The sequence below is a fragment of the Flavobacterium nackdongense genome (genome assembly GCF_004355225.1).
Taxonomy (GTDB): domain Bacteria; phylum Bacteroidota; class Bacteroidia; order Flavobacteriales; family Flavobacteriaceae; genus Flavobacterium; species Flavobacterium nackdongense.
In genome coordinates this window covers 2,046,897-2,072,891 of sequence record NZ_CP037933.1, presented here as the reverse complement: position 1 = coordinate 2,072,891, position 25,995 = coordinate 2,046,897, and the positions used below count along the sequence as shown (strand labels likewise).

The 25,995-nt window shown below is 36.2% G+C and carries 21 protein-coding genes; 13 read left to right on the top strand and 8 right to left on the bottom strand.

The window, feature by feature from the left end; translation table 11 throughout:
• Nucleotides 1-299 precede the first annotated feature (299 nt).
• Nucleotides 300-1,547: an ABC transporter permease gene (locus tag E1750_RS08890; protein WP_133276437.1), complete on the bottom strand. Its 1,248-nt coding sequence runs from the start codon at nt 1,545-1,547 to the stop codon at nt 300-302.
• Nucleotides 1,548-1,711: 164 nt separating this feature from the next.
• Here E1750_RS08890 and purH point away from each other — a divergent pair, with 164 nt between their 5' ends.
• The 7 genes from purH to E1750_RS08855 all read left to right on the top strand — a co-directional run bounded on the left by purH (nt 1,712) and on the right by E1750_RS08855 (nt 9,427).
• Complete coding sequence (gene purH / locus E1750_RS08885) at nt 1,712-3,238, top strand: bifunctional phosphoribosylaminoimidazolecarboxamide formyltransferase/IMP cyclohydrolase (RefSeq protein WP_133276436.1); 1,527 nt, start codon at nt 1,712-1,714, stop codon at nt 3,236-3,238.
• 54 nt (nt 3,239-3,292) lie between these two features.
• Entirely contained in the window at nt 3,293-4,321 is a 1,029-nt protein-coding gene (locus tag E1750_RS08880) for a rod shape-determining protein (protein ID WP_133276435.1), read from the top strand.
• A gap of 57 nt (nt 4,322-4,378) precedes the next feature.
• Nucleotides 4,379-5,206 carry a rod shape-determining protein MreC gene (gene mreC, locus E1750_RS08875; RefSeq protein ID WP_133276434.1) on the top strand — a complete coding sequence of 276 codons (828 nt, stop codon included), beginning with the start codon at nt 4,379-4,381 and terminating at the stop codon, nt 5,204-5,206.
• Nucleotides 5,199-5,705, top strand: a complete 507-nt coding sequence (locus E1750_RS08870) for a rod shape-determining protein MreD (protein WP_133276433.1) — start codon at nt 5,199-5,201, stop codon at nt 5,703-5,705. The genes mreC and E1750_RS08870 overlap by 8 nt, the downstream gene beginning before the upstream one ends.
• On the top strand, nt 5,702-7,639 hold the full coding sequence (gene mrdA, locus E1750_RS08865) for a penicillin-binding protein 2 (RefSeq protein WP_133276432.1): 1,938 nt from the start codon (nt 5,702-5,704) through the stop codon (nt 7,637-7,639). Before E1750_RS08870 ends, mrdA begins: the two co-directional genes overlap by 4 nt.
• 4 nt (nt 7,640-7,643) lie before the next feature.
• Complete coding sequence (gene rodA, locus E1750_RS08860) at nt 7,644-8,879, top strand: rod shape-determining protein RodA (RefSeq protein WP_133276431.1); 1,236 nt, start codon at nt 7,644-7,646, stop codon at nt 8,877-8,879.
• Between the two features lie 146 nt (nt 8,880-9,025).
• Nucleotides 9,026-9,427 carry a hypothetical protein gene (locus E1750_RS08855; protein ID WP_133276430.1) on the top strand — a complete coding sequence of 134 codons (402 nt, stop codon included), beginning with the start codon at nt 9,026-9,028 and terminating at the stop codon, nt 9,425-9,427.
• 158 nt (nt 9,428-9,585) lie between these two features.
• On the opposite strand, the gene E1750_RS08850 is transcribed toward E1750_RS08855, so the two are convergent.
• On the bottom strand, nt 9,586-10,425 hold the full coding sequence (locus tag E1750_RS08850; protein WP_133276429.1) for a DNA/RNA non-specific endonuclease: 840 nt from the start codon (nt 10,423-10,425) through the stop codon (nt 9,586-9,588).
• A gap of 11 nt (nt 10,426-10,436) precedes the next feature.
• Nucleotides 10,437-12,701 (bottom strand): carboxy terminal-processing peptidase, encoded by a 2,265-nt coding sequence (locus E1750_RS08845; RefSeq protein WP_133276428.1) that lies wholly within the window; start codon nt 12,699-12,701, stop codon nt 10,437-10,439.
• Between the two features lie 192 nt (nt 12,702-12,893).
• Here E1750_RS08845 and surE point away from each other — a divergent pair, with 192 nt between their 5' ends.
• The 4 genes from surE to E1750_RS08825 all read left to right on the top strand — a co-directional run bounded on the left by surE (nt 12,894) and on the right by E1750_RS08825 (nt 17,499).
• The gene (gene surE / locus E1750_RS08840) at nt 12,894-13,688 is read left to right on the top strand and encodes a 5'/3'-nucleotidase SurE (protein ID WP_133276427.1); all 795 of its coding nucleotides are present in this window, start codon (nt 12,894-12,896) and stop codon (nt 13,686-13,688) included.
• Between the two features lie 71 nt (nt 13,689-13,759).
• A complete protein-coding gene (locus E1750_RS08835) occupies nt 13,760-14,032 on the top strand; it encodes a hypothetical protein (RefSeq protein WP_133276426.1) in 273 nt (90 codons plus the stop codon).
• Nucleotides 14,033-14,077: 45 nt separating this feature from the next.
• Nucleotides 14,078-15,190 carry a lipid-A-disaccharide synthase gene (lpxB, locus tag E1750_RS08830; RefSeq protein WP_133276425.1) on the top strand — a complete coding sequence of 371 codons (1,113 nt, stop codon included), beginning with the start codon at nt 14,078-14,080 and terminating at the stop codon, nt 15,188-15,190.
• Between the two features lie 272 nt (nt 15,191-15,462).
• The gene (locus E1750_RS08825) at nt 15,463-17,499 is read left to right on the top strand and encodes a ComEC/Rec2 family competence protein (RefSeq protein WP_133276424.1); all 2,037 of its coding nucleotides are present in this window, start codon (nt 15,463-15,465) and stop codon (nt 17,497-17,499) included.
• A gap of 2 nt (nt 17,500-17,501) precedes the next feature.
• On the opposite strand, the gene E1750_RS08820 is transcribed toward E1750_RS08825, so the two are convergent.
• The 5 genes from E1750_RS08820 to E1750_RS08800 form a co-directional block, all read right to left on the bottom strand.
• Nucleotides 17,502-17,963: a thioredoxin family protein gene (locus E1750_RS08820; protein ID WP_133276423.1), complete on the bottom strand. Its 462-nt coding sequence runs from the start codon at nt 17,961-17,963 to the stop codon at nt 17,502-17,504.
• Nucleotides 17,964-18,006: 43 nt separating this feature from the next.
• Nucleotides 18,007-19,812 (bottom strand): peptide MFS transporter, encoded by a 1,806-nt coding sequence (locus E1750_RS08815; protein WP_133276422.1) that lies wholly within the window; start codon nt 19,810-19,812, stop codon nt 18,007-18,009.
• 6 nt (nt 19,813-19,818) lie between these two features.
• Nucleotides 19,819-21,330, bottom strand: coding sequence for a peptide MFS transporter (locus tag E1750_RS08810; protein WP_133276421.1), 1,512 nt, complete (start codon nt 21,328-21,330; stop codon nt 19,819-19,821).
• A gap of 77 nt (nt 21,331-21,407) precedes the next feature.
• Nucleotides 21,408-23,084, bottom strand: coding sequence for a peptide MFS transporter (locus E1750_RS08805; RefSeq protein ID WP_133276420.1), 1,677 nt, complete (start codon nt 23,082-23,084; stop codon nt 21,408-21,410).
• A gap of 52 nt (nt 23,085-23,136) precedes the next feature.
• A complete protein-coding gene (locus E1750_RS08800; protein ID WP_133276419.1) occupies nt 23,137-25,311 on the bottom strand; it encodes a S9 family peptidase in 2,175 nt (724 codons plus the stop codon).
• Nucleotides 25,312-25,463: 152 nt separating this feature from the next.
• Between E1750_RS08800 and E1750_RS08795 the strand changes: the two genes are divergently transcribed.
• Entirely contained in the window at nt 25,464-25,715 is a 252-nt protein-coding gene (locus tag E1750_RS08795) for a hypothetical protein (RefSeq protein ID WP_133276418.1), read from the top strand.
• Entirely contained in the window at nt 25,705-25,986 is a 282-nt protein-coding gene (locus E1750_RS08790) for a type II toxin-antitoxin system RelE/ParE family toxin (RefSeq protein WP_133276417.1), read from the top strand. The genes E1750_RS08795 and E1750_RS08790 overlap by 11 nt, the downstream gene beginning before the upstream one ends.
• Nucleotides 25,987-25,995: the final 9 nt, after the last annotated feature.

Here is a 25,995-nt window from a genome sequence, read left to right as displayed (position 1 = left end):
GCAATTAGGGGCTGAATATAGTGAATATCAGCTTTTCTAACTCCCTGTATATAATTCCTTCTTGCTTCGTTGGCTTTTACTAAATTGGTACTGTCCCAAGAAAAGAATTGAAAGACAAAATCAATTTGTATATCGATTTGATACAAAATATCGAGGTTAGATAGTTTTCAATTTCTGTAAACATAGATTATAATAAAGGCGCAAAAATGTACATTTTTGCGCCTTTATTTATTTTGTAAAATTCAACTATAATTGATGGATTCAGCCTGAACTCTAAACTAAAAACCATAAACTTTCGTCTACATTCCTGTTCTAATCGCTTCTACAGGATCGAGTTTCGAAGCGGCAATCGCTGGCAGAATTCCAGAAATTAAACCAATAATTGCAGCCAGTCCTGTTCCTAAAAGAATGTTACCCATTCCCAAAATAAATTCAAATTCCAATGCTTTGGTCAAAATCATGGCGATAATCCAAACGAGAAACAAGCCGATAATCCCGCCAATAACCGAAAGAATAATGGCTTCAAACAAAAATTGAAATAATATAAATCGGTTTTTGGCTCCAAGAGATTTCTGGATTCCTATCAGATTGGTTCTTTCTTTTACCGAAACAAACATAATATTGGCAATACCAAAACCTCCTACAAGCAATGAGAATCCACTGATAATCCATCCCACAACATTCATTTGAGAAATAATTCCATCTATAAAATCGGTAAATCCAGAGAAAACATTAATAAAGAAATTGTCCATTTCACCGGATTTCATTCCTCTAAAATTTCTTAATTTCTGAGTCACTTCAGCCTTGTAAGCATCCATATCGACTCCTTTTTCTGGCTTAAAAATAATGACATTGACCAAGCCTTCATTGTTGTCACCAAATTGTTGTCGGACAAAATTTACAGGAATAAAAGCCGAACTATCATTATTGTCAAACATCCCCGCACCTTGTTTTTTTAGCACGCCAATAACCGTAAACCGTTGCCCATACAAACGTACTTTTTTGCCAATTGGATCGCTATCTTCAAACAAAGATTTTGCTATATCATCCCCAATAACCACCACAGGAGCTGCAGAATTGGCTTCGGATTCGGTGTAAAAACGCCCTTCTTCAAATTCCAAACCTTGTATGTCGATAAACTCGTGCGAAACAGGCACAATATTGATATCGGTCACGGTATTCGAGCCGTATTTTATCGATTCGCTTTTCGTGAAAATCTGATACCCCATTTGCTCGGTATTGGTCATTGCTCCTTTCATGTAGATATATTCATCGTATTTCACATTCGGAAATTGCTCTCTTTTCCATCGAGGAATTTCCGAGGGTCCAAACGACATTTTCATCAAATAAATCGTGTTTTTATCTAAAGAGCTCAAATCTTTAGTGATTTTTCTATCCAATGAATCTACTGCAGCGAGTACGGCAATGATCGAAAAAATACCAATGGTGACACCAAGCAACGACAATAAAGTACGCAGTTTATTGTTTCGCAACGCATTCATCGCAAAGCGAAAACTCTCAGATAACAGTCGAAAATAAACTAGCATAAAACGGGAATTTGTGTTATTGTAAAATTCTAAAAATTTTCTTCATAATCCTAATGAAAAATCAATATCTCATAAGTAGCATTTTTTAAGATATTGTTACAGAAATAGATTTGAATTTTCCCTTCAAAAAAACTACTTTTGCACCACAAAATTCTAACTACACAATGAGCACGACAAAAACAATCCAATCTGCATTAATTTCAGTCTTTTCAAAAGAAGGTTTAGAACCTATTATAAAAAAATTACACGAGCAAAATGTAACCTTTTATTCCACTGGAGGAACCGAAGAATTCATCAAAAACTTAGGAATTCCAGTTGTTCCCGTAGAAGATGTTACTTCTTATCCATCTATTCTTGGCGGAAGAGTAAAAACCCTGCACCCAAAAGTTTTTGGTGGAATCCTAAATCGTCAAGACAACGAAAGCGATGTGCAACAAATGAAGGAATACGATATTCCGCAAATCGATTTGGTGATTGTGGACTTGTATCCTTTCGAAAAAACAGTTGCCTCTGGCGCAAGTGAAGAAGATATTATCGAAAAAATAGATATTGGTGGCATTTCATTGATTCGTGCTGCTGCCAAAAACTTCAAAGACACCGTAATCATCCCCTCTGTGGCGGAATACCCGTTGCTTTTGGATTTGATTAGCACACAAAATGGCGCTACCACATTAGAAGACAGAAAAATGTTTGCTACCAAAGCATTCCACGTTTCTTCTCATTATGATACGGCAATTTTCAATTATTTCAATACTGACGAAACTATTTTCAAAACCAGTATTGAAAAAGGGCAAATCTTAAGATATGGCGAAAACCCTCACCAAAAAGGATTCTTCTTTGGCGATTTTGAAGCGATGTTCCAAAAAGTGCACGGAAAAGAATTGTCATACAATAATTTATTAGATGTGGATGCAGCCGTAAATTTGATTAACGAATTCAAAAACGACGGTCCTACATTTGCCATCTTGAAACACAACAACGCCTGCGGATTGGCGACAAGACCAAGCATTAGCGAAGCTTATACTGCAGCTTTGGCTTGCGATCCAACATCAGCTTTTGGCGGAGTTTTGATTGCTAATACAAAGATAGATGTTGCAACAGCCAATGAAATCAATAAATTATTCTGCGAAGTAGTAATTGCGCCAAGTTATGACGAAGCCGCTATTGCTATTTTACAAGAAAAGAAAAACAGAATTATTTTAATTCAAAACGAAGTAGCATTACCACAAAAACAGGTGAGAACTTGCCTCAACGGAATTCTAGTTCAAGAGAGAAACAACATCACAGATACTAAAGCGGACTTAAAAGTCGTTACACTATTAGCGCCTACTGCACAAGAAGTCGAGGATTTAGTTTTTGCTTCTAAAGTTTGTAAAAACACTAAATCGAACACCATTGTTTTCGCCAAAAACGGCACTTTGATTTCATCAGGCACAGGTCAAACCTCAAGAGTTGATGCTTTGTTGCAAGCTATCGAAAAAGCACGTATATTTGGATTTAGCTTAGAAGGTGCTTCGATGGCGAGCGATGCTTTTTTTCCATTTCCGGATTGTGTTGAGCTTGCTAAGAACGCGGGAATCACAGCTGTTATTCAACCGGGCGGTTCGATTAAAGATGAATTGAGCATCGATTATTGCAATGAAAATAAAGTTGCAATGGTATTTACAGGAACACGTCATTTTAAACATTAATTTGTTTAGCTTTGTACATTATTTTTTTTATAAATTTTATACCCTTACACACTTATGGGATTTTTTGATTTCATGACCGAGGATATTGCAATAGACCTTGGTACCGCAAACACTCTAATCATTCACAATGATAAAGTCGTAATTGACAGCCCTTCGATTGTTGCTCGTGATAGAGTTTCAGGAAAAATCATTGCTGTTGGCAAAGAAGCTAACATGATGCAAGGGAAAACCCATGAAAACATTAAAACGATAAGGCCATTGAAAGATGGTGTAATTGCCGATTTTGATGCTTCCGAAAAAATGATAAGCATGCTTATCAAAAGTATTCCTGCCTTGAAGAAAAAAATGTTTACTCCAGCATTGCGCATGGTAGTTTGTATTCCTTCTGGAATTACTGAAGTGGAGATGAGAGCGGTAAAAGAGTCCTGCGAACGTGTCAATGGTAAAGAAGTTTATTTGATCCACGAGCCAATGGCAGCTGCGATTGGTATTGGTATCGACATTATGCAACCCAAAGGAAATATGATTGTAGATATCGGAGGTGGAACCACAGAAATCGCCGTAATCGCTTTAGGCGGAATTGTTTGCGACAAATCGGTTAAAATTGCGGGTGACGTTTTTACCAATGACATCGTGTATTATATGCGTACGCAGCACAACCTTTTTGTGGGAGAAAGCACTGCCGAAAAAATAAAAATTCAAGTTGGAGCCGCTATCGAAGATTTAGAAACTCCACCAGAAGAAATGTCGGTTCAAGGTCGAGACTTATTGACTGGAAAACCAAAACAAGTATCGGTATCTTACCGAGAAATAGCCAAAGCCCTAGACAAATCGATACAACGAGTAGAAGATGCGGTAATGGAAACTTTATCACAAACCCCTCCAGAATTAGCTGCGGATATTTACAACACCGGGATTTATCTTGCTGGCGGAGGATCGATGTTGAGAGGTCTTGACAAAAGAATTTCACAAAAAACAGATTTACCCGTTTATATTGCGGAAGATCCTTTGAGAGCGGTAGTTCGTGGAACCGGAATGGCACTCAAAAATCTAAGTAGATTCAAAAGTGTTTTAATCAAATAAAAAGTGTAATTAAAGATAAGGAGTTTATAAGTTCAACAATTATTATACCGCTAAGCAATGCAGCAAATATTTAATTTTATTTATAAAAACAGTACTAAATTGCTGTTTTTGCTGCTTTTGGGCATTTCGTTATTTCTTTCCATTCAATCTCACTCCTATCATCGGAGCAAGATTATTAGTTCGGCTAATTTTATGACTGGTGGAGTATATGAAAGAATCAATTCCTTTAGTGAGTATTTGAATTTAAGAACCGAAAATGATGCCCTTGCTCAAGAAAACGCAAAGTTGAGAAGTTTACTTTTTGCTAAAAAAGACACGACTGCAGCAGCAAAATTAGACAGCATAAAAGGAATTTCACCCAAGGATATCATCGTTTCGAAAGTAATTCACAACTCCTTTACTTCTCAAGAAAACTATTTGACATTAAATTCCGGCAGCCTGCAAGGCGTGCAACAAGATATGGGTGTTATCAATAGTTTAGGAATTGTGGGAATCATTGACAATACCTCAAACAACTACGCTACTGTCATTAGCATTTTGAATACCAAATCTCACATCAATGCCAAACTCAAAAAATCAAATCATTTTGGTTCTTTAGGATGGGATGGAAAAAATACTGGTTTTGTCCAATTGACAGACGTTCCTCGATTAGCTTCTATTAAAAAAGGCGATACTATCGTAACGGGGGGACAATCGATCATCTTCCCTGAAAATATTAACATCGGTACTATTGACAGAATAAAAATTGACAATCAGACTCATTACTATACCATAGAAGTCAAATTATTCAACGATATGACTAATCTGGGTCATGTATACATTATAAAAAGTAAAAATCGCGAAGAAATTATCAATCTAGAAAAAAAATCTGAAAAAGATGAATAGTGCTGTAATCGCAAATATTTTTCGTTTTTTACTGCTGTTGGCTGTTCAAATTATTATTTTCAATAATATGAACTTTTTGGGCTATATAAGCCCATACCCCTATATTCTTTTTATCATTTTATATCCAGTAAACGGCAATAAATCGGGGCTTTTAGCAGCTAGTTTTCTACTAGGACTTTTTATGGATTTATTTAGCAATTCGTGCGGATTTCATACTACGGCTTGCATCATTTTGGCTTATTACAGACCGTATCTTTTTAAGTTTGCTTTCGGATTAAGTTACGAATACCAAACCATCAAGATGAATGATGTGCTCACACCCGAACGATTTACTTTTCTATTGCTATCGGTATTTATTCACCATATCACCTTGTTTACATTAGAGGCTTTCAAATTTACTTTAATCCTAGAAATACTACTTCGAACCCTATTGAGTTCAGTATTTACCCTAATTCTGTGCATCATTATCATATACCTTACTAAGCCGAACAGACGATGAGAAAAGTGTTGCTTCCTTCAATGATCATTATTGCAGCGTCATTACTGGTATTACGCCTTTTCTATTTGCAAGTTATCAATGATTCCTTCAAATTAAAGTCGGATAACAACGCCATAAAAATTCAATACGACTATCCCGAAAGAGGTTATATCTACGATAGAAACGGGAAGTTAATGGTGGCCAACCAGCCATCCTATGATATTATGGTGATACCAAGGGAAGTAAAAAATCTGGACACTTTGGAATTTTGTCAACTATTAGCCATAACCAAAGAGGATTTTATAAAAAAAATTGAAAAAGCAAAAGTTTATAGTCCGCGATTGCCCTCCGTATTTTTGGCCCAATTGAACAAAAGTGAGTTTGCTGCCTTTCAGGAAAAAATACGCAACTATGAAGGTTTTTATTTTCAAAAACGATCTCTTCGGGATTATCAAGTCAATTTTGGCGCCAACATATTTGGGGGTATCACCCAAGTTAACGACAAAATAATCGAAAAAAATCCTTATTATAACAGCGGAGATTTAATTGGAAAACAAGGCGTTGAAGAAAGTTATGAAGAGATTTTACGCGGTATAAAAGGTGTAAAATACATTCAAAAAGACAAATACAATCGGGAAATTGGTTCCTTCAAAGAAGGAAAATATGACACCATAGCCGTGCAAGGTGAAGACATCCATTTGACCGTCGATATGGAACTTCAAAAGTATGGTGAAGAATTAATGATTAACAAGAGAGGCGGAATTGTGGCTATCGAACCCAAAACAGGGGAAATTTTAGCCTTAGTCACAGCGCCCAATTATGATCCCGCCATTTTAGTAGGACGTCAACGTTCGAAAAACTATACCATGCTGTATCGCGATTCTATAGCCAAACCACTTTATGATAGAGGATTATTGGCGGAATATCCTCCAGGTTCCCCTTTTAAAATATTGACAGGATTGGTTGGTCTTCAAGAAAATGTAGTGGATACTCATACTACATTTATGTGCAACCACGGTTTTGCTTATGCTGGCGGAAGATTCCAAAGATGTCATTGTGGTGGTGGTTCGAGAGACCTAAATGTTGGGATTTACAAATCATGTAATGCCTATTTTTCGAATGTCTATTTGCGAACTATCGGTAAATACAAAAGTACCCCTTATGCAGTCGATGTTTGGAGTAATCATGTCAAAAGTTTTGGTCTCGGACAATTTATGGGCTATGATTTACCAACAGGAAAAAAAGGCAAAATACCCAATTCAAAAACCTATAAAAAAATATATCCGGGTTGGGGATATAGTGGAAAAACCATCATATCCAATGCCATCGGTCAAGGTGAGGTTTTGCTAACACCCATTCAATTGGCCAATATGATGTCGGCTGTCGCTAACGAAGGATATTATTATACGCCTCATATCATCAAAAAAATTGAAGGAGAAAAAATAGACAAGAAATTCACCACTAAACACCTTACAACCATTGACAAAAGCCATTTCAAACCGATGATTCAAGGTTTGTTTGATGTATATAATTTTGGTACAGCAGCTGGTTTACGTGTAGAAGGAATTGACATTTGTGGAAAAACAGGAACTGCCGAGAATTTTGCCAAAATAAATGGCAAAAGAACTCAGCTAGAAGACCACTCTATTTTTGTAGCCTTTGCTCCTAAAGACAATCCGAAGATAGCAATCGCAATTCTGGTTGAAAACGGAGGTTTTGGATCTACCATAGCCGGTCCTATAGCGAGTTTGATGATTGAAAAATACCTCAGAGGAAAAATCACGAGAACCGATTTGGAGAAAAGAACATTAGAAAGAAGTTTACAGGACCGATATGCTAAATTAGGTGGACTTTCTGAAGTCGTAAAGAAAGAAATGAGAAGAAAGGATTCGATAGCGAAAAGCAAAATCGTAGTTCCAAAAGTGAAAATTGATACTACTAAAAAAATAAATTAGTAAAATGAAAAATCAAAGTTTAACCAATAACATCGACTGGATATGCATTACTATTTTTATAGTTTTGGTACTATTGGGTTGGTTGAACATTTATTCCTCCTCGCTTTCCTCAATGGAAGGCACAGCGGTAAAACAATTTATTTTTATTTTACTGACCATTCCCTTGATTTTTATCATTCTCTATGTTGACGGCAAGTTTTACGAAAAGTATGCTACTATTATTTATGGAATAGCGTTATTGTTATTGATAGGCTTATTTCCTCTGGGGAAAACCATTGCTGGTCAGCGTTGCTGGTACGGTTTTGGCAGTTTCACCCTTCAACCATCAGAATTCGCTAAGGCTGCCACAGCATTGGCATTGGCTAAATATTTGAGTGACTCCCAAATCAATTTAAAGGACGTCAACAGGCAAATTCAAGCTTTGGCTATCGTGTTTTTGCCGGTGATGCTTATTCTACCTCAACCTGACCCGGGGAGCGCGATGATTTACAGTATCTTTTTTATTGTTTTGTACCGCGAGGGATTGCCTGGTTGGTATTTGTGGACAGGTTTTTGTGCCATCTTACTCTTTGTACTTACACTCGTTTTACAACCGCAGTACGTGATTCTGCTTGCCCTAATAGTTATTATACTGATTCATTTCAAATCCCGATTGGCCGATAGAAACATCGTTTTGAGTAGCATCCTTTTTGTTTTGATTTCGGGCTTTGTTCTGTCTGTAAATTATGTGTTTACCAATGTTTTCAAACAACATCACCGCGATCGTTTCAACATTTTACTAGGAAAATCGGTTGATATGAAAGGGATTGGATATAACACCAATCAATCTGAAATTGCAGTAGGTTCAGGAGGTTGGTTCGGCAAAGGATTTCTGGAAGGCACCCAAACCAAAGGCGGTTTTGTACCGGAGCAACACACCGATTACATTTTCACAACAGTAGGCGAAGAATGGGGTTTCATTGGTTCACTAATCGTCGTTGGCCTTTTTGCGGGATTATTTCTCCGTATAATTTATTTAGCCGAAAGACAAAAAACAAAATTCAGCCGAGTGTATGGCTATTGTGTGGCAGCCATTTTATTTATCCACTTTTTTGTGAATATTGCTATGGTTTTGGGTGTTTTTCCAACCATTGGAGTGCCATTACCTTTCTTTTCGTATGGAGGTTCAGGACTTTGGGGCTTCACCATTTTGCTCTTCATTTTTATAAAAATGGACGCCAATAAGGTGAATGAGTGGTAGTGAGAGTCGGAGACATTCGCACAGAATCCTATAAACAACAATATCTATTATAATGAACACTTCGGAGAGCGGATTAGAAAGACTATATTTTTACTATAAAACCATTCACTCATTACCATAATATGAAAAATTGCATATTTCTATTTATGTTCATTTCCTTTGTGAGTTGTGATCCTTATGATAACAGATTGACAATTATAAACAGAACAAACCTATCTCTAGTTATTAGTGACAGATTATGGTCTAAAGATACTTCTATTTATAATAACAAGATAGCGATTGATAATTTTGAGTTTTATGAATATCAAGTCTTACCATATAGTAGTAAAAAAATTACCACTTCTGGGAGCTGGGATAGAGGTTTTAAGAATGATACATTAGTAATTTTGATCTATAACAAAGAAGCTATTCTTAAAAAACGTGTTGAAAAGCCATCTGAGAATTATGATATTGAGCAAATAATATATGTGTCACGTAATTATATAAAAAAGAATGATTGGAAAATCAATGTTAATCCAAAAAAGACATCTAAAATAGTTAGACTATAATTTACCCAGATGTATGAAGTCTTCTCGCCAAGGAGAAAGTTATTAAAAGTCGATTGTGCTGTGCAAATGTCTCCTGACTTCGTACCCACAAAATTGAGCAAACAAAACAAGTCAAAAAGCCACGTTCTTAAAAAGGATGTCGCTTTATTTTTGAAGAACTAAAAACTCCAAGCCTTATAATCGCTATTTTTCTCTAAACTTTTTTCGATTTTATCGTCTAGTTTGGGAAAGAAATCAATTCCTGTGATTTTTTCGATGCTGTCCACAGAAACTACAAATTCATATAATGGTTTGTTGCTTTTGGCGTTTGGAACCAAAAAAGCGATCATTTTGTATTGTCCGTTAGAATTGTCCAACAAAATTTTATAAAAATAATTGGGAACCAAAACTTTCTCTTGACCAATTGTTTTTAGATTAGGTTGTAAAACTCCCGCCGTAACGACATAAACGCCATCATATTTAGTAGCCCAATAACGTACTTTTTGCTCTAATCTGTTCCAAACTCCACCATTGAAATCATGTTTTTGAGGCGAAATATTCGAAGTAAAAAAAGTATCATTATAAGCATTAATAGCAAATTCCATATCACCAGCCGGACAAAGATGCCCTTTGTCATAGCCCGATTTTTTATAATTGCGCCAATCGGCTGAGCCTGTTTTTACTTTTGGGTCTTCGATGAAATAGGGCCTTTCGAAATTGCTGCTTCTCACATAACTTTTTTTCAATTCATACGCAACCCATTCGGCTTGTTCGTATTTTTCATTGTACGATAAAGTATAATAATAGTGTTTCACCATTTGATTTGTGGTGGAACTGGGCAAATAATCGAACAATGGTTTTTGACTTACTGGCTCGCTTGCTACGTCTTTACAACCAAAACTCGAAGTTGATACTAATCCAAACAAAAAAACACTGAATATTACAAAACGAACAACGCTCCAGAAATTTAATTTGAATTTCTGAAGCGTTACTATTTTGTTCACTGCTGGTATATTCATTAAAACCGGCTTTATGACTTAACTTGTTTGTCTTTTTTTAATGTAATTGGAGTCGATTTTTTCAACACGGGTTTTGCTTGCAAATCGTCTAAAATATTCAAGGCTTCTTCGACATAAACATCTTTAGACAAACTCTCGTGCCATCTTTCTCTCTTTTCTTTCAGAGAAATATCGGCTTTCATAGCTTCGGCTTCCTGCGGCAAAGAAGAAAACTTTAATTGATAATCGTAATCTGCGATTGCTTTAAACTTTTTATTGGTTTCCTCAATGGCTTTCTGATTCTTTTTGAAGTTTTCGAATTTTAAACTATAGTTATTTTCTTTGCTTCTTTCGTCGATCCATTTGGCATTTTCTTCAATCAATTTGAATTGTTGATTTTGCGCGATTCTGTTTTTACTGTCGGCGATGGCTTTGCTAAATTTGGCGTTGTTGGTCCAAAGATTATAAGGAGCAGCGTCTATTTTGTCCCAAGGCATCGCATTATCTACATCGCGTTCTCCCATTTTTAGATAGGCATAGCGGTCCGGCATAACCACATCGCTGCTTACCCCTTCAAGTTGGGTCGAACCTCCATTGATTCTATAAAACTTTTGGGTAGTCGTTTTCAAAGCGCCTAAATCACCTTTGTCACTGCTTCGCACAAATTGATTCAAATCGATTACATTTTGAACCGTCCCTTTACCATAAGTTTGCTTGCTACCAATGATAATGCCTCTTTTGTAATCTTGTATGGCTGCGGCCAAAATCTCAGATGCCGAAGCCGAAAAACTATTGACCATTATTACTAAAGGCCCATCCCATTCGATTTTTTTATCACGATCATACAAAACTTCTTTTTGTCTGCCGGCCGATTTCACTTGTACGATAGGCCCTTGTTCGATAAATAAACCGGCAATATCTACAACGGTCGACAGTGAACCTCCACCGTCATCACGAACATCAAGAACGATTCCGTTGACTCCTGCTTGTTTCAATAATTCAACTTCTGCAGCAACGTCTTTTCCGGCGTCACGACCATTTCTGTCTTCGAAATTAATATAAAATTTAGGCAAATAAATGACACCATATTTTACGCCATTTCTCTCTACAATACTCGATTTAGCATAGGTTTCTTCAATTTCTACAATGTCTCGAATGATCGATATGGTTTTGATAGAACCATCTACTTTTTTCACAGTTAAGCGAACCTCAGATCCTTTTGGCCCTTTGATTTTTTTAACCACATCGTCTAAACGCATTCCTACAATATCGACCGGTTCATTTTTACCCTGAGCGACTTTCATTATCACATCGCCGGCCTCGAGTAGTTTTCCTCGCCAAGCTGGACCTCCCGAGATAAGTTCGGTAATTTCAGTAAAATCATTTTTCTTTTGAAGACGCGCTCCAATTCCTTCAAATTTACCGCTAATGCTCACATCGAAACGCTCTTTTTCTTCGGGTGGAAAATAATTTGTATGCGGATCAAAGCGTGCGGTTATCGAATTGATAAACACCGAAAACCAATCATCGCGGGTTAATTCCTTCATAAAACCAAAGTATTCATCTAAGGATTTTAAAGAACTTTCGCGTGTAATTTTTTCTAGTTCTTCAAAAGATTTAGGCTTTCCATCGGTCGAGGCGTCTTTATCTGTGGGGATTGCCGTGTCAGCAAACTCTCCAGGCTTCAGAATATCTGAATCATTTTTGTTCTCTTTTTCGACAATTCCTTTTTCTTTATTTTCTTGAATTTTCAAACGGTCGGTCAATGAAGAAAGCGTCGACAACTTGATTTGCTTGCGCCATCTTTCTTTTAATTCCGCTGCATTTTTGGCATACGGCGCCTTTTCATAATCGGTATTGAAAGTTTCATCGATTGAATAATCAAAGGGAGAACTGAGGATCTCTTTGTATAAACCCTTTCCTTCGTCCATTCTTTTCATCAGACGATTGTACGTCAAATTGAAAAAACTCAAATCTTTACTGAGTAATTGATCGTCTAGAAGCAATTCGTATTTAGCAAATTCGTCAATATCCGATTGCAAGAAAAATCGCTTCGAAGGGTCTAAAGCTTCAATGTAATCTTTGTAAACGCCTTTAGAAAAGACATCATCAATTTTCGCGGGATTATAATGCCCTTTTTCTATTACAAACGTCAATAATTCTAAAAGCATTTTGTCCTTTTCGGGATCTTCGCTTTTAAAAGAATTCATCTTAAACGCAAATAAAGTTGCCGAAACTAAGACAACGGCTATGAGGATTTTATAATTTCTTTTCATAAAGTTAATAATTGTATCCATAAATATTCAAAATCCAAATTACGGTAAAAACTATGCCATCGTTAGTATAACCTCCTATAAAATTTTGTTAAAGATATAAAATTGTTCTTTTTATAAAAGGAATAATCTTCGAACACGATTAATTTTGTTTCTTTGCTAACATAAATTCAGATTTTTTTTAGAAATAAATTGTAATTTAAAACCAGATTAATTGTGAATCAAGACAAGCCACTTATTTTAGTAACCAATGATGATGGGATTTCGGCACCTGGCATCCGCGCTTTGATTTCCGTTATGAAAGAAATTGGGACGGTCGTGGTCGTTGCCCCGGACAGTCCACAAAGTGCCACCGGACATTCGATTACCATCAATAACACCTTGTTTATCAATAAAATTTCTGGTGATACCGAAGCTATTCAGGAATACAGCACTTCTGGAACTCCTGTGGATTGTGTAAAATTGGCCACTAACGAAATCCTGAAAAGGAAACCCGATTTGTGCGTTTCCGGTGTCAATCACGGTTCGAATTCCTCTATCAATGTGATTTATTCCGGAACGATGAGCGCTGCTGTTGAAGCTGGAATCGAAGGCATTCCCGCCATTGGATTTTCACTTTTGGATTATGGATGGAATGCCAATTTTGAACCCATTAAATCCTTTATCAAATCGATTACCTTAGAAGTTTTGGAAAAAGGACTGCCCGAAAGTGTGGTTTTGAATGTAAATTTTCCAAATTTGGAAGAAAAAGAAATCAAAGGAATAAAAATTTGTCGTCAGGCAAAAGCCCTATGGATTGAAAAATTTGACAAGCGAAAAACACCTCAAGGCAGAGATTACTATTGGCTAACGGGTGAATTTATCAATGAAGATCAAGGCGAAGATACCGATGAATGGGCACTTGCCAATGGCTATATTTCTGTAGTCCCTGTGCAATTCGACCTGACGGCCCATCACGCTATTCAGCAACTTAACACCTGGAAATGGAATGAAATCGCCACTGACAAATAGTTTGCGATAGCAAACACCAATATATGAAAGCGATACCATATTTGACCGCTGACAAATAAAAATTTACAAATATGAATAAAAAAGATATATTGATTGGTTTTGTAATAGGAATAATAGCTTGTGTTTTGGGAATTTTCCTCTTTGTTACTTTTTTTACTGACTTCGATTTTATGTCTGGTATCCAAAGTATGAAATCGGAAGGGAAATTGGGCAAATTAATCACCTTGGGCGCAATTCTTGATTTAATTGCCTTTGGCATTTTGCTTAAAATGAATAAGGAAATGATGGCTCGAGGCGTGGTTTTGGCAGTAATTTGCATCGCGATTTTCACGATATTTGCATAGCTCTTTTATAGCTTCTGAAAAACTAATTTTTGATTAAACAGTATAATGAAATACTACATTATTGCAGGGGAAGCTTCGGGCGATTTGCACGGTTCCAATTTGATGAAAGCCTTGTACAAAGAAGATCCTACCGCCGATATTCGGTTTTGGGGAGGCGACTTGATGCAAAATGTGGGCGGCGTTTTGGTCAAACATTATCGCGAATTGGCTTTTATGGGATTTGTAGAAGTCTTGTTTCATTTGAAAACTATTCTCAATAACATCAAATTTTGCAAAAAAGACATTTCAGATTTTCAACCCGATGTGCTGGTTTTCATCGATTATCCGGGTTTTAATTTGCGGATTGCCAAATGGGCGAAAGAACAAGGTATTAAAACACATTATTATATTTCACCACAAATTTGGGCTTGGAAAGAAAACCGTATTACCGAAATCAAACGCGATGTCGATAAAATGTATGTAATTCTGCCGTTCGAAAAAGATTTTTATGAAAAGAAACATCATTATCCCGTGGAATTTGTTGGTCATCCTTTGATTGACGCCATTCATAATCATCCAGCCAAAGATTCGATTGTTTTTAGAACAGAAAATCAATTGAATGACAAACCTATTATTGCCATTTTGCCAGGCAGCCGCAAACAGGAAATTACCAAGATGCTATCGGTGATGCTGAGTGTTGTTAAGGAATTTCCCGATTACCAATTCGTGATTGCTGGTGCGCCCAGTCAAGAATTTTCATTTTATGAAAATTTTATTACCAATGAAAACATCAAATTTGTTTCGAATAAAACCTATGATTTGTTGAGTAATGCCACCGCAGCACTCGTCACTTCGGGAACGGCAACATTAGAAACAGCGCTTTTCAAAGTGCCTGAAGTGGTTTGTTATAAAGGAAGTTGGATTTCGTACCAAATTGCCAAGCGCATTATTACCTTAAAATATATTTCCTTGGTCAACTTGATTATGGATGAGGAAGTGGTGACCGAATTGATTCAAGGAGACTGCAACACAAAACGCATTCGTGAAGAACTGCAGCAGATTTTAGATACCAAGTACCGTCAAAATCTATTGAAAAAATACGAGGAATTAGAAAATAAATTGGGCGGCATTGGTGCCAGTGAGAAAACGGCAAAATTGATCGTAGGAGATTTGAAATAATTTGTTTTTTCGAAACATCAAGATTTTCAAAGTTACTTCGTATTAACTCGTTGGGTGAAATTATTAAATTTTTAGAAATAGTAAAATTGAAACGCATAGAATCATAGAAAAAAGAGTTGGATAGCCCAGTTCTTGGGTTCACATAGCTATGATTTACTAAAATCACGCGAAGCGTCTTAATAAAATTAATTAAAACCTATGACTCTATGTGTTTAAAAAAAATTGAATTACACCCAACGGGTTCGTATTAAAAATTTCGTACTTTTATCATTATGAAAGTATTACAATTTCCTTTGGCAAGAATTACAATAGGTTTTATCATAGGAATCCTCTTCGCCTTTTATTTTCAACCGAGTCCACAATTTTCCTTTATATTACTTTTCATCACCTTTTTTGCTTTCGCCACAGCGCATTTCATAGCAAAAAATAAAGTTGTAAATCCAATCTATATTGGTCTTGCTACTTATTTTCTTGCTTTTAGCATTGGCACGACTACACAAATTATTCATACCAATGCTTTTCAAAAAAGCAATTATATACACCACAAAGCACTATTCGACAAACCGCATTCGGTGACGGTTACCATTAGAGAAAAACTGCGTAGTTCTAGTTACAACGACCGCTATATTACTATCGTAAACCAGGTAGATCAATCCGTAAAAACGGGAAGAATTTTATTGAATATTCGAAAAGACAGCCTAAATCACGCTTTTGAAATTGGGACCCATTTGCAAATCGACGGAAGTTTATACAAAAATGAACCGTCCAAAAATCCGAACCAATTTGATTATGGCAAATACCTCGAAGGCAAAAAAATATATGCACAAATGTATGCCGATGCGTCGGACATCAAAATGGGTTCAATTATCGAAAAAGATGTTTGGTATTATACCTCAAAACTGCGAACGAAAATCATTCGGAATTTAGAAAAAATCCAATTCAACAAAGCAGAATTGAATGTTGCCATTGCCTTGATTTTGGGACAACAACAAGATATTTCGCCGGAGATTATCAAGGATTATCAATTTGCTGGTGCAGTACACATTTTGTCTGTTTCGGGATTGCATATTGGATTTATATTGCTGTTTGTTACTTATCTTTTGAAGCCATTTCCCAACACTAAAAGAGGTTCGTTTATCAAGTTGATAATTATTCTGGTTTCGCTGTCGTCCTTTGGATTAATTGCCGGTTTGGCTCCCTCGGTACTTCGCTCGGTTACGATGTTTTCGTTTGTGGCTATCGGGATGTATCTGCGACGAAGCACGAATATATTCCATACTTTATTAGTCTCGATGTTGCTTATTTTACTCTTTGAACCTTCATTTTTGTTTGATGTGGGCTTTCAATTGAGTTATATTGCCTTGTTTTTTATTCTTTGGTTGCAACCTTTATTGTCGCAACTTTGGACACCAAAAAACAGTATTGTGTATTACTTTTGGGAAATTTTGACCGTTTCTTTCGCAGCACAAATTGGCACTTTGCCCTTGAGTATTTATTATTTTCATCAATTTCCGGGCTTGTTTTTCCTGACTAATTTGGTAATTCTTCCGTTTCTGAGCGTGATTATGGGCTTGGGTGTTTTGGTTATGGTTTTGGCAGCCTTCGATTATGTTCCTATTATTTTAGCCAAATCATTGGAATGGAGCATTTACTTTTTAAACAAAATTATCAATACAATCGCCTCTTTTGAGCAATTCATCTTTCGGGATATTCCGTTCAATTGGCTGTTGCTATTGAGTTTGTATTTATTGATTATCAGCTCCATTATTTGGTTCAAAAAACCGAGTTTCAACAGACTAGCTTTGACATTAGTTGCCCTAATTATTTTACAAATTTCATATTTATCCAAACATTGGATTATTCAAAATCAGAATGAATTAGTGATTTTCAATTCAAAGAAAAGCACTCTTATTGCGGAACGAAAGGGGGATAAGGTCAGTTTGTATGCCAATGACAGTCTTTTGAAAACTGTCTCAAAAAACAAAACATTTTCAACTTATTTGACAGGGAATTTTAGCCGTTTGAGTTCAAAGAAAAAATTACAAAACCTGATGTACTTTAAGGGAAACAAAATCCTGATTTTGGACAGTTTAGGAGTGTATCCGACGTCCATTCGTCCAGATATTGTGGTTTTTACTCAATCTCCAAAAATAAATTTGGAACGGTTTTTACAAACCACAAAACCTAAAATAGTTGTAGCCGATGCCTCGAATTACAAAACCATTCAAAAATTATGGAAAGTGACTTGCTTAAAAGCAAAAATCCCTTTTCACGCTACTGACGAAAAGGGATTTTATAGATTAGAATAAACTTATTTTGTTTTCAGAATTTTATCGGCTTCTGCTAACCAAGCTTTTGGCCCACCAGCAACATATCCTGTACTTCCTATACCTGTAAAACTTGGTTTACCGTTTTTCTGTTTGGCAGTTGCAAAGTAAACAGTAGGAAATCCTTGTATGCCGAATGCTTGTTGTAAGCCAGCATTTTGAGCTTTTATAGCATCAGATTGTGGAACACTTCTTGGGTAATCCAATTCAACCAAAACCACGTTTTTCTTTGCCCAAGTGGCGAAATCTGGCGTTTTCAACACTTCTTTTTGCAAGCGAATGCACCATCCACACCAATCGCTTCCTGTGAAAAACAACAACATTGGTTTTTTGGTTTTATTGGATACCGATATGGCTTTGTTGATGTCAGTTTCCCATTTTAGTTCTTGTGCCTGAACAGCCAAAGAACTCATTACCACTAATACGGTTAGAATTATTTTCTTCATTTTTATATCATTTAGTTTATTTTTCTTAACAAAAACAGTGCCGTTATTTTACACCGTGCATCAATTTTTTGACCACGGGTCCCATAACAATCGCAAAGAAACTAACCGCAATAGAAATTAGTGTCAGCATCCAAAAGAAGTAACTTAGTCCGTGTTCGTTGGCAATTTTATCGATGTTTTCGCCAAACATTCCTGCTCCTTTCATTCCGATGGCGACCGCAAGATACCAAACTCCAAACATAAATGCAATCATTCTGGCAGGAACCAATTTACTAACATTAGACAATCCTACTGGCGAAATGCACAACTCGGCCATCGTGTGAAAAAGATACACTAGAATCAACCAAATCATACTCACTGAAGCGGTTTTGGCTCCGGGTGCAATTCCGTCGGCTCCAAAAGCGATGCAAGCCATTCCTAAACCCAGCAGAGCCATCCCAATTCCGTATTTGTAATTGGCTGACGGATTGTATTTACTTTCCCACCATTTCGAAAATAAGGGTGCGAGAGAAATAATGAATAATGAATTCAAAGTCGAAAACCAGGTTGCAGGAACTTCGGTCAAAGGTTCTGTTACTTTTTCGATTTTTAAAAAGGCTAAAGTTTCGTCCGACAAAGAAAGGTAACCTGCAGTGTAATAATCTTTGGCCAACATCCATAAAGCTATAGTCCAAATAATCACAAAACTGCTACTTAAAATCACCGAAGCCAAGGTGTATGTTTTGAAAGTTTGTTTGAATAATAAAGTCAAAACCCAAGTAATAATGGTCAATGGTAAAATGGTCATCAAGGAATTTACTACCAAAAAAGTGACACTCCACTTGCCTTCCAAAACTCGGTTGGTGTAATCCGAAGCAAAAATGGTTAAACTGTTGGGGGATTGTTCGAAAATCGCCCAAAAGAAAATAGTCAGAAAGGCGAAAAATGTTACCGCCATTAATTTCTCTCTTGTGATTTGGGAATATTGAGTGAATCTGTACACTAGCAATCCAATAAATAAAATCAAAGCCGTAAGAATGGCAATCGAGTTTCCATTATCTCCCAAGAAACTAAAAACATCTATTGTTCCTTTTGAAATTTTGGAAATTGGCGCATTCAAAATCCAAAGCAATCCCAAAGTCGCCATTACACCTATTAATCCTAACTGAATTGACGTGAACGGATTTCTTTTGTCTGAATCCGCTATTTCTATTTTTGCCTTGCTGGCTGCATTTGGCTTTAAGCCGATTTCACCAAAAATACTTTGCGATAACCAAAACTGTAACATTCCGAAGAACATAAAAATTCCTGCCAATCCAAAACCGTAGCTCCAACCCACTTTTTCGCCTAGATACCCACAAAGCAATATTCCGAAGAACGCTCCAGCATTGACACCCATATAAAACAAAGTGTAGGCTCCATCTTTTTTGTCGGGACGATCTTTGTACATTTCAGAAATAATGGAAACCATATTCGGCTTGAAAAATCCGTTACCAAAAACCAGCAAAACCAAACCGAGATAAATAGAAAATTCGGTTTCAACCGCCATTGAAGCGTGTCCTAAAGTCATTAAACTCGCGCCAATAACCACAGCTAAACGATAGCCAATTTTTTTATCGGCAAAATAGCCACCCAACATTGTGGACAAATAAACCAGTCCTACATAAGACCCAAATAAGGAAGAAGCGGTTTCTCGCGTCCACTCCCAACCGCCATCCATTGCGGATGATGTCAAGAATAAAATGAGTAAAGAACGCATTCCGTAGAAGGAAAATCGTTCCCACATTTCGGTAAAAAACAAAATGAATAAACCTGGCGGATGTCCTAAAACTGGGTTCTTGAAAAATTGGTCAGTGGTGTTTGGAGTCATAATCTTTTATTTTACTTCCTGCATTAATTTTTTCACCCAAGGCGAAATTAGTATCAAAACTACACCCGCAATCAAAGCATAAATAGCGAGTTGTTTGTAACCATCGGCATAGACAATTAGTTTTTCTAAATTTGTAGCATTCTCAGAGGCATCAGCAATATTGGCACCTAATATTCCTGCAAAATATTGCCCGTAAGCACTCGCCAAATACCAAATACCCATCATTACGGCCTGCGTTTTTTGAGGAGACAATCGAGACATCGCACTTAGCCCAATTGGGGACAGACACAATTCACCAAAAGTGATGATAAACCAACCGAAAGTGAATAAATTAAGTGATGTTTTTCCGCTTGGGTCGGCAAAAAATTGGGTGTAATAAAATACCCAAAAACCACCAGCGAGAAACAGAAATCCAAGGCCGAATTTAACTACTGTATTGGGTTCAATTTTTCTGGCATTCATCCAAATCCAAAGCAGCCCCACCACAGTAGCAAAAGCTATCACAAATAAAGAATTGGCCGAATTGTTGACTCCATTTGGACTCACTTCAAATCCCAACAATGTATTATGCAAATTATTGACAGCGAACAAACTCAACGAGCCTCCACTTTGCTCAAAAAACGCCCAAAAGAAAATAGAAAAAACAATTAGGACAAAAGCCGCAATCAGCTTTTTGTTTTCGGCAACAGAAAAATTACGCATTTCGTATACTAAATATAGTAAAGATACAGGTCCAATTACCATCATAAAATAATCAGTGTAAACCGTATTGGCCACCATCAAAATAATTAACGGAATGATGGCAAGGGAAGCAATATATGTAACCACTTCTCTTATTCTTCTTTTTGATTTTTCTAAATGCAACAATGGAGAAAGTCCAATTTCACCTAAACTTTTTTGGGTTTGGGTAAAGGTCAGTAAACTCACAAGCATTACAATGGCTGCAAAACCAAAGGCAAAATTCCATCGCAAATGTTCCGGAACAAATCCGCTCCATAATGAACCTTCGGCAACCGCTATGCAAATGTATCCTCCAATTAGAGCTCCAATATTTACACCTGCATAAAACAAAGAAAATCCAGCGTCTTGTCGCACATCATTCTCTTTGTACAATTGACCTACCATCGAGGAAATGTTGGGTTTGAAAAAACCAGTTCCAACGATTGTAAAACTTATGCCTAAGAAAAAAAAGTTTTTCGGGTCTAATGAGAGGATTACACTGCCCACAATCATCAACAGTCCACCCCAAAATAAAGATTTTCTTAAACCTAAAATTTTATCAGCAAACAAGCCTCCAATAAACGGAAATGCGTAAACAAAAGCCTGAGTCGCTCCGTATTGAAGATTAGTCGTTTTTTCGTCCATCATCAATTGGCTGACCATAAAAACCGCCAACATTCCGCGCATTCCATAGAAACTAAACCGTTCCCACATTTCGCTAAAAAACAAGTACCACAATTGTTTGGGATACTTGCCTTTGAAGTTTTGTATTTGCTCGATAGTTAAATTTTGTTCCATAGTTTTCTTAATTAAAAAACAAACCTACAGGAATCTCCTGTAGGTTTGAAAGGTATAAAAAAATAATTTAAATTTTGTTAACGAACTCCGTGCATCATTTTTTTCAAGAAAGGTGTCAATGAAAACAAAATTATGGCGGCAAGCCCTGTCAATACAACAAACACCATAAAAAACTCATACAAATTATGAATTTCAAATCCTGCAAAAACGGGATTATGATCGCTAATCTGATTGGCTGCCAATACTTTTAATTGCTCGGCAGTAGGCGTGATAGTTTTGTCTAAAACGGCTTGCAAATCGATTCCGAGTTCTTTGGCTTTGATAAATTTATCTCCTGTTGCTGGCATAATGGAACCTAATGTTCCTGCTAATGCATAACCTGAAGCATTAGACAAAAAGAAAACGCCATATAATAATGAAGAAAAACGTTTTGGAGACAACTTTCCTACCAATGATAAACCTATTGGCGACAAGCATAATTCAGCACAAGTTTGAATTAAATACAAAAGAATCAACCATTTGATAGCCAAAAGTCCATTATTACCTAAATCTTTTACATTGTGCGCAATGATGAAATAACTCAAAGCAATCAATGCCAATCCAAAAGCTTGTTTCATTGGAGAAATAGGTTCTCTGTCTTTGCTTCGTAAATAATCCCACAACATACTAAACGGAATAGCAAAGGCCACAACAAATAATCCATTGAAAATTTGAACCATTGAAGGAGGCATATTCCAACCAAAGAAGCTTCTGTCGGTTTGGTTATCGGCGATAAAAGTCAATGAAGATCCTGCTTGCTCGAAAGCTGCCCAAAAGAAGATGATAAAGAACGCAACGATATAAATTACAAATATTCTATCGCGTTCGACTTTCGTCAATGAAGTATCGGAAACAATTAATCCTGCCAATGTTAAACCACTGGAATAAATCAAGGTGTAAATTAAGTTTTGATCAAAAACAAAATGAATAACGGCCCCTAAAGCCATAAATACAATTCCTGCGGTAATCAAAGCCTTTTGTGAGAAAACTGCTTTTTGAGATTCTCCTTCTTCAAAATCAGAGGCTTCATTTTTGGATGGCAATCCGCCAAGTGGCCTTCCTTCTGGAGTGACTACATATTTATCCTTCAATACATAAAAAATGGCGGTTCCAATAAGCATAGCTATTGAAGCTGCCAAAAACCCGTATTTGAACGCGTGAATATCGCGAATTCCCTCAGCATCTTTTACATCACCGACAATTGGACAAATCAATTGACCTAGAAAAGCGCCTAAGTTGATTCCCATATAGAAAATGGTAAAAGCGGTATCCAACTTACTTTTTTCTTGTTTGGGATACAAACTCCCCACCATACTTGAAATATTAGGTTTGAAAAAACCATTTCCAAAAATAATTATTCCCAAAGCTGACCACATTAATAGATTGGCAAGGCTTAAATTGGTTCCAAAAACACTAGCACTGGCAAATAGTAAAAATTGCCCAATGGCCATCATCAAACCACCCAATAAAATACAGTTTCTATTTCCAAAAAAACGATCGGCGATGAAACCTCCCAACATAGGTGTCAAATAACACAATCCCAAGAATCCTCCGTATATTAATGATGCATCTTCCTCTTTCATCATTAACGAATTCACGAGGAATAAGGTTAGAATGGCTCGCATTCCATAGAAATTGAAACGTTCCCACATTTCGGTTCCGAATAATACCCAAAGTCCTTTTGGATGTCCTGTTTTTACTGCTGCTTCACTCATTTTATTTATTGTGGTTAAGATTATGGTTATAAATTAGATGTATTGGTAGATTCTATAAATTATTTTGTATAAAAGTAGTCATTTTATTGAACAATTGTATTCTTGTTTTTCCGCCATAAATTCCGTGATTTTTATCGGGATATATTTGGGAATCAAATTGTTTATTGGCTTGAATTAGGGCTTCCATCATTTGCATCGAATTTTGCACGTGTACATTGTCGTCGCCCGAACCGTGAATTAGCAAATATTTCCCCTTAAGTTTACTCACAAAATTTATGGGAGAATTATCGTCATAACCGCTAGGATTTTCTTGAGGCGTTTGCATATATCGTTCGGTATAAACGCTGTCATAAAAACGCCAATTGGTTACCGGCGCTACGGCAATCGCCATTTTGAAAACATCATTCCCTTTCAAAATACAATTACTCGACATAAATCCTCCATAAGACCATCCCCAAATACCGATTCGAGATTTATCGACATAAGGATAATTTCCTAAAACTTTTGCCGCATCAATTTGGTCTTCGACTTCGTATTTTCCTAATTGTTTGTAAGTGACTTTTTTGAAATCGGCTCCTTTGAAACCTGTTCCGCGACCGTCAACACAAGCTACAATGTAGCCTTGCTGCGCCAACATCATAAACCAATAGTCGTCGTGACTATTCCATTCGTTATTCACTTGTTGCGAACCGGGTCCAGAATATTGATACATAAAAACAGGATATTTCTTAGATGGTTCAAAATCTTTTGGCTTGATTATCCAAGCATTCAGTTCATTTCCTCTCTCGGTTTTGAGTACGAAAAACTCTTTCTTGGGCAAATTGTAGTCTTTTAATTTGGTTGCCAAAGCTTCGTTATTTTCAATAACCTGAATTTGTTTTCCTGTTTTAGAATCATTCAGCGTAAAAGTAGTGGGTTGAGAAGCACTCGAAAAGGAATTGATAAAATATTGAAAATTGGGGCTGAAAGTAGCGGCGTTAGTTCCTAAATTTTGAGATAATCTTGTTTTATTTTTCCCGTCTAAACTGATTCTATAAACGTCTCTGTTGATAGAACCATTCTCTGTCGATTGATAAAAAACTGATTTGGTTTTCTCATCAAAACCATAATATTCGGTCACTTCCCAATTGCCTTTGGTCACTTGATTGATTAATTTCCCTGTTTTATCGTACTGATAAATATGATTGAAACCGTCTTTTTCGGAGGTCCAAATAAAATTGTTGTTTTCTAAAAAGGTCAAATTATCTTTATCGATAAAGTCTATATACGATTTGTCTTTTTCATTGAAAACTACTTTTGTTGCTCCCGTTGTCCCATCAACAAAAAGTAAATCCAGATTATCCTGATGACGATTTAGAATTTTTGCCGATAAAATATTGGCATCTTTCGTCCATTCGATTCTTGGAATATAAAAATCATTGTATTGACTTAAATCTACTTTTTTGGTGGTTTTGGAATCGACATTATACAAATGCAAGGAAACGGTGGAGTTCTTTTCCCCTGCTTTTGGGTATTTGAAGGTTTCAATTTTTGGATACAAGTCTTTACTAAAAATTGACATCGAAAATTCAGGAACTTGGCTTTCGTCAAAACGAATAAACCCGATTTTTTTGCTGTCTGCACTCCAATCGAAAGCGCTCACAAAGGCAAATTCTTCTTCATACACCCAATCCGTGATTCCGTTGATGATTTCATTTTTCTTTCCGTCGGTGGTGATTTGAGCATTGGTTTTGGACGCTATGTCATAAATAAAAATATTATTCTCTTTCACATACGCAATCTTTTTCCTGTCAGGCGAAAAACTAGGCTCCTGAACCTGTTCTAGAACTTTATATAATTCTTTCGTTTCAATATCATACAGAAAATAATCAGCAGTAAAGGAATGACGGTAAATCGGATTGGTATTATTGGCTATCAATACTTTTTTTTCATCCGAACTAAAAGCATAACTATCGATTCCTCCGAATAATTTACTTTGATTTTTAGTGTCGATTAATGTGCTCACTTTTTTCAAAGTAGCAAAATCAAATACGTCAATTTGCAAGCTTCGGCTCGCTTGATCAAAATTTAAAACCGTATATTGATTGGTATTTTTCATCGATTGCAATTCAACCATTCCTTTGGGTTGAAATTGTCCGGTATAAATAGCTTCGACAGTGATTTTTTGTTGTGCAAAAACAGAAGTTAACAACAACAAAAACAGTAGGTTAATCTTATTTGAAATCATTACTAGTATTTTAATTTAAAAGTGTCCAATTTTAGTGAAAATTTTACAATTATTTCACATTCGGACTGTTAAATGTTAAAAAAAAGAAACGAGATGTAAAACTCAGTTGGAAACCAATTTTTTACTAATTTTGAATTCTATAAAAAATGAATATGGAAACTATCAAAATCGAATTTCAATCCAGTATAAAAGAAAAACTAATCGAATTTTTGAATTCTTTCTCTGCAACCGAATTGCATATTGTTGAGGAAGATAGTCCAATTATTGAGGACAAATCTTTTTTAGAGTATCGAGATAGATTGCATTTAGCCGTGAAAAAATTTGAGTCTGGAGAAAGCAAATCGAGAAGTTTGGAAGAGCTTGATGAGTATTTAGAAAAAATAATTTCTGAATATGAAAATTGATATAGATGATGAATTCTTTGATTTGCTAGGTGACATAGTTCGTTTTATAGCCAAAGACAAACCTCTTGCAGCAAGAAAATTCAAAAAAGATTTAATTTCTGCAGTTAGAAAAGACTTGAAATTCCCCGATAATTACAAAAAGTCTTTATATTTCAAAGACGACGCCTATAGAGATTATGTTTTCAAAGGCTATACGATTTCGTATCAAATTTTTGAAAACAACAAAACGGTTCGTGTTTTTGGAATCATTAAAAACAAATATTCCTATTAAAAAAAATAA

Coding starts and splice junctions, on each gene's coding strand:
- rodA (WP_133276431.1), top strand. CDS start 7,644: ATGAAAAATCAAAGTTTAACCAATAACATCGACTGGATATGCATTACT.
- E1750_RS08870 (WP_133276433.1), top strand. CDS start 5,199: ATGAATAGTGCTGTAATCGCAAATATTTTTCGTTTTTTACTGCTGTTG.
- E1750_RS08800 (WP_133276419.1), bottom strand. CDS start 25,311: ATGATTTCAAATAAGATTAACCTACTGTTTTTGTTGTTGTTAACTTCT.
- E1750_RS08795 (WP_133276418.1), top strand. CDS start 25,464: ATGGAAACTATCAAAATCGAATTTCAATCCAGTATAAAAGAAAAACTA.
- E1750_RS08820 (WP_133276423.1), bottom strand. CDS start 17,963: ATGAAGAAAATAATTCTAACCGTATTAGTGGTAATGAGTTCTTTGGCT.
- E1750_RS08890 (WP_133276437.1), bottom strand. CDS start 1,547: ATGCTAGTTTATTTTCGACTGTTATCTGAGAGTTTTCGCTTTGCGATG.
- E1750_RS08810 (WP_133276421.1), bottom strand. CDS start 21,330: ATGGAACAAAATTTAACTATCGAGCAAATACAAAACTTCAAAGGCAAG.
- purH (WP_133276436.1), top strand. CDS start 1,712: ATGAGCACGACAAAAACAATCCAATCTGCATTAATTTCAGTCTTTTCA.
- mrdA (WP_133276432.1), top strand. CDS start 5,702: ATGAGAAAAGTGTTGCTTCCTTCAATGATCATTATTGCAGCGTCATTA.
- E1750_RS08815 (WP_133276422.1), bottom strand. CDS start 19,812: ATGACTCCAAACACCACTGACCAATTTTTCAAGAACCCAGTTTTAGGA.
- lpxB (WP_133276425.1), top strand. CDS start 14,078: ATGAAATACTACATTATTGCAGGGGAAGCTTCGGGCGATTTGCACGGT.
- E1750_RS08855 (WP_133276430.1), top strand. CDS start 9,026: ATGTTCATTTCCTTTGTGAGTTGTGATCCTTATGATAACAGATTGACA.
- E1750_RS08805 (WP_133276420.1), bottom strand. CDS start 23,084: ATGAGTGAAGCAGCAGTAAAAACAGGACATCCAAAAGGACTTTGGGTA.
- E1750_RS08845 (WP_133276428.1), bottom strand. CDS start 12,701: ATGGATACAATTATTAACTTTATGAAAAGAAATTATAAAATCCTCATA.
- E1750_RS08880 (WP_133276435.1), top strand. CDS start 3,293: ATGGGATTTTTTGATTTCATGACCGAGGATATTGCAATAGACCTTGGT.
- E1750_RS08790 (WP_133276417.1), top strand. CDS start 25,705: ATGAAAATTGATATAGATGATGAATTCTTTGATTTGCTAGGTGACATA.
- E1750_RS08850 (WP_133276429.1), bottom strand. CDS start 10,425: ATGAATATACCAGCAGTGAACAAAATAGTAACGCTTCAGAAATTCAAA.
- E1750_RS08835 (WP_133276426.1), top strand. CDS start 13,760: ATGAATAAAAAAGATATATTGATTGGTTTTGTAATAGGAATAATAGCT.
- mreC (WP_133276434.1), top strand. CDS start 4,379: ATGCAGCAAATATTTAATTTTATTTATAAAAACAGTACTAAATTGCTG.
- E1750_RS08825 (WP_133276424.1), top strand. CDS start 15,463: ATGAAAGTATTACAATTTCCTTTGGCAAGAATTACAATAGGTTTTATC.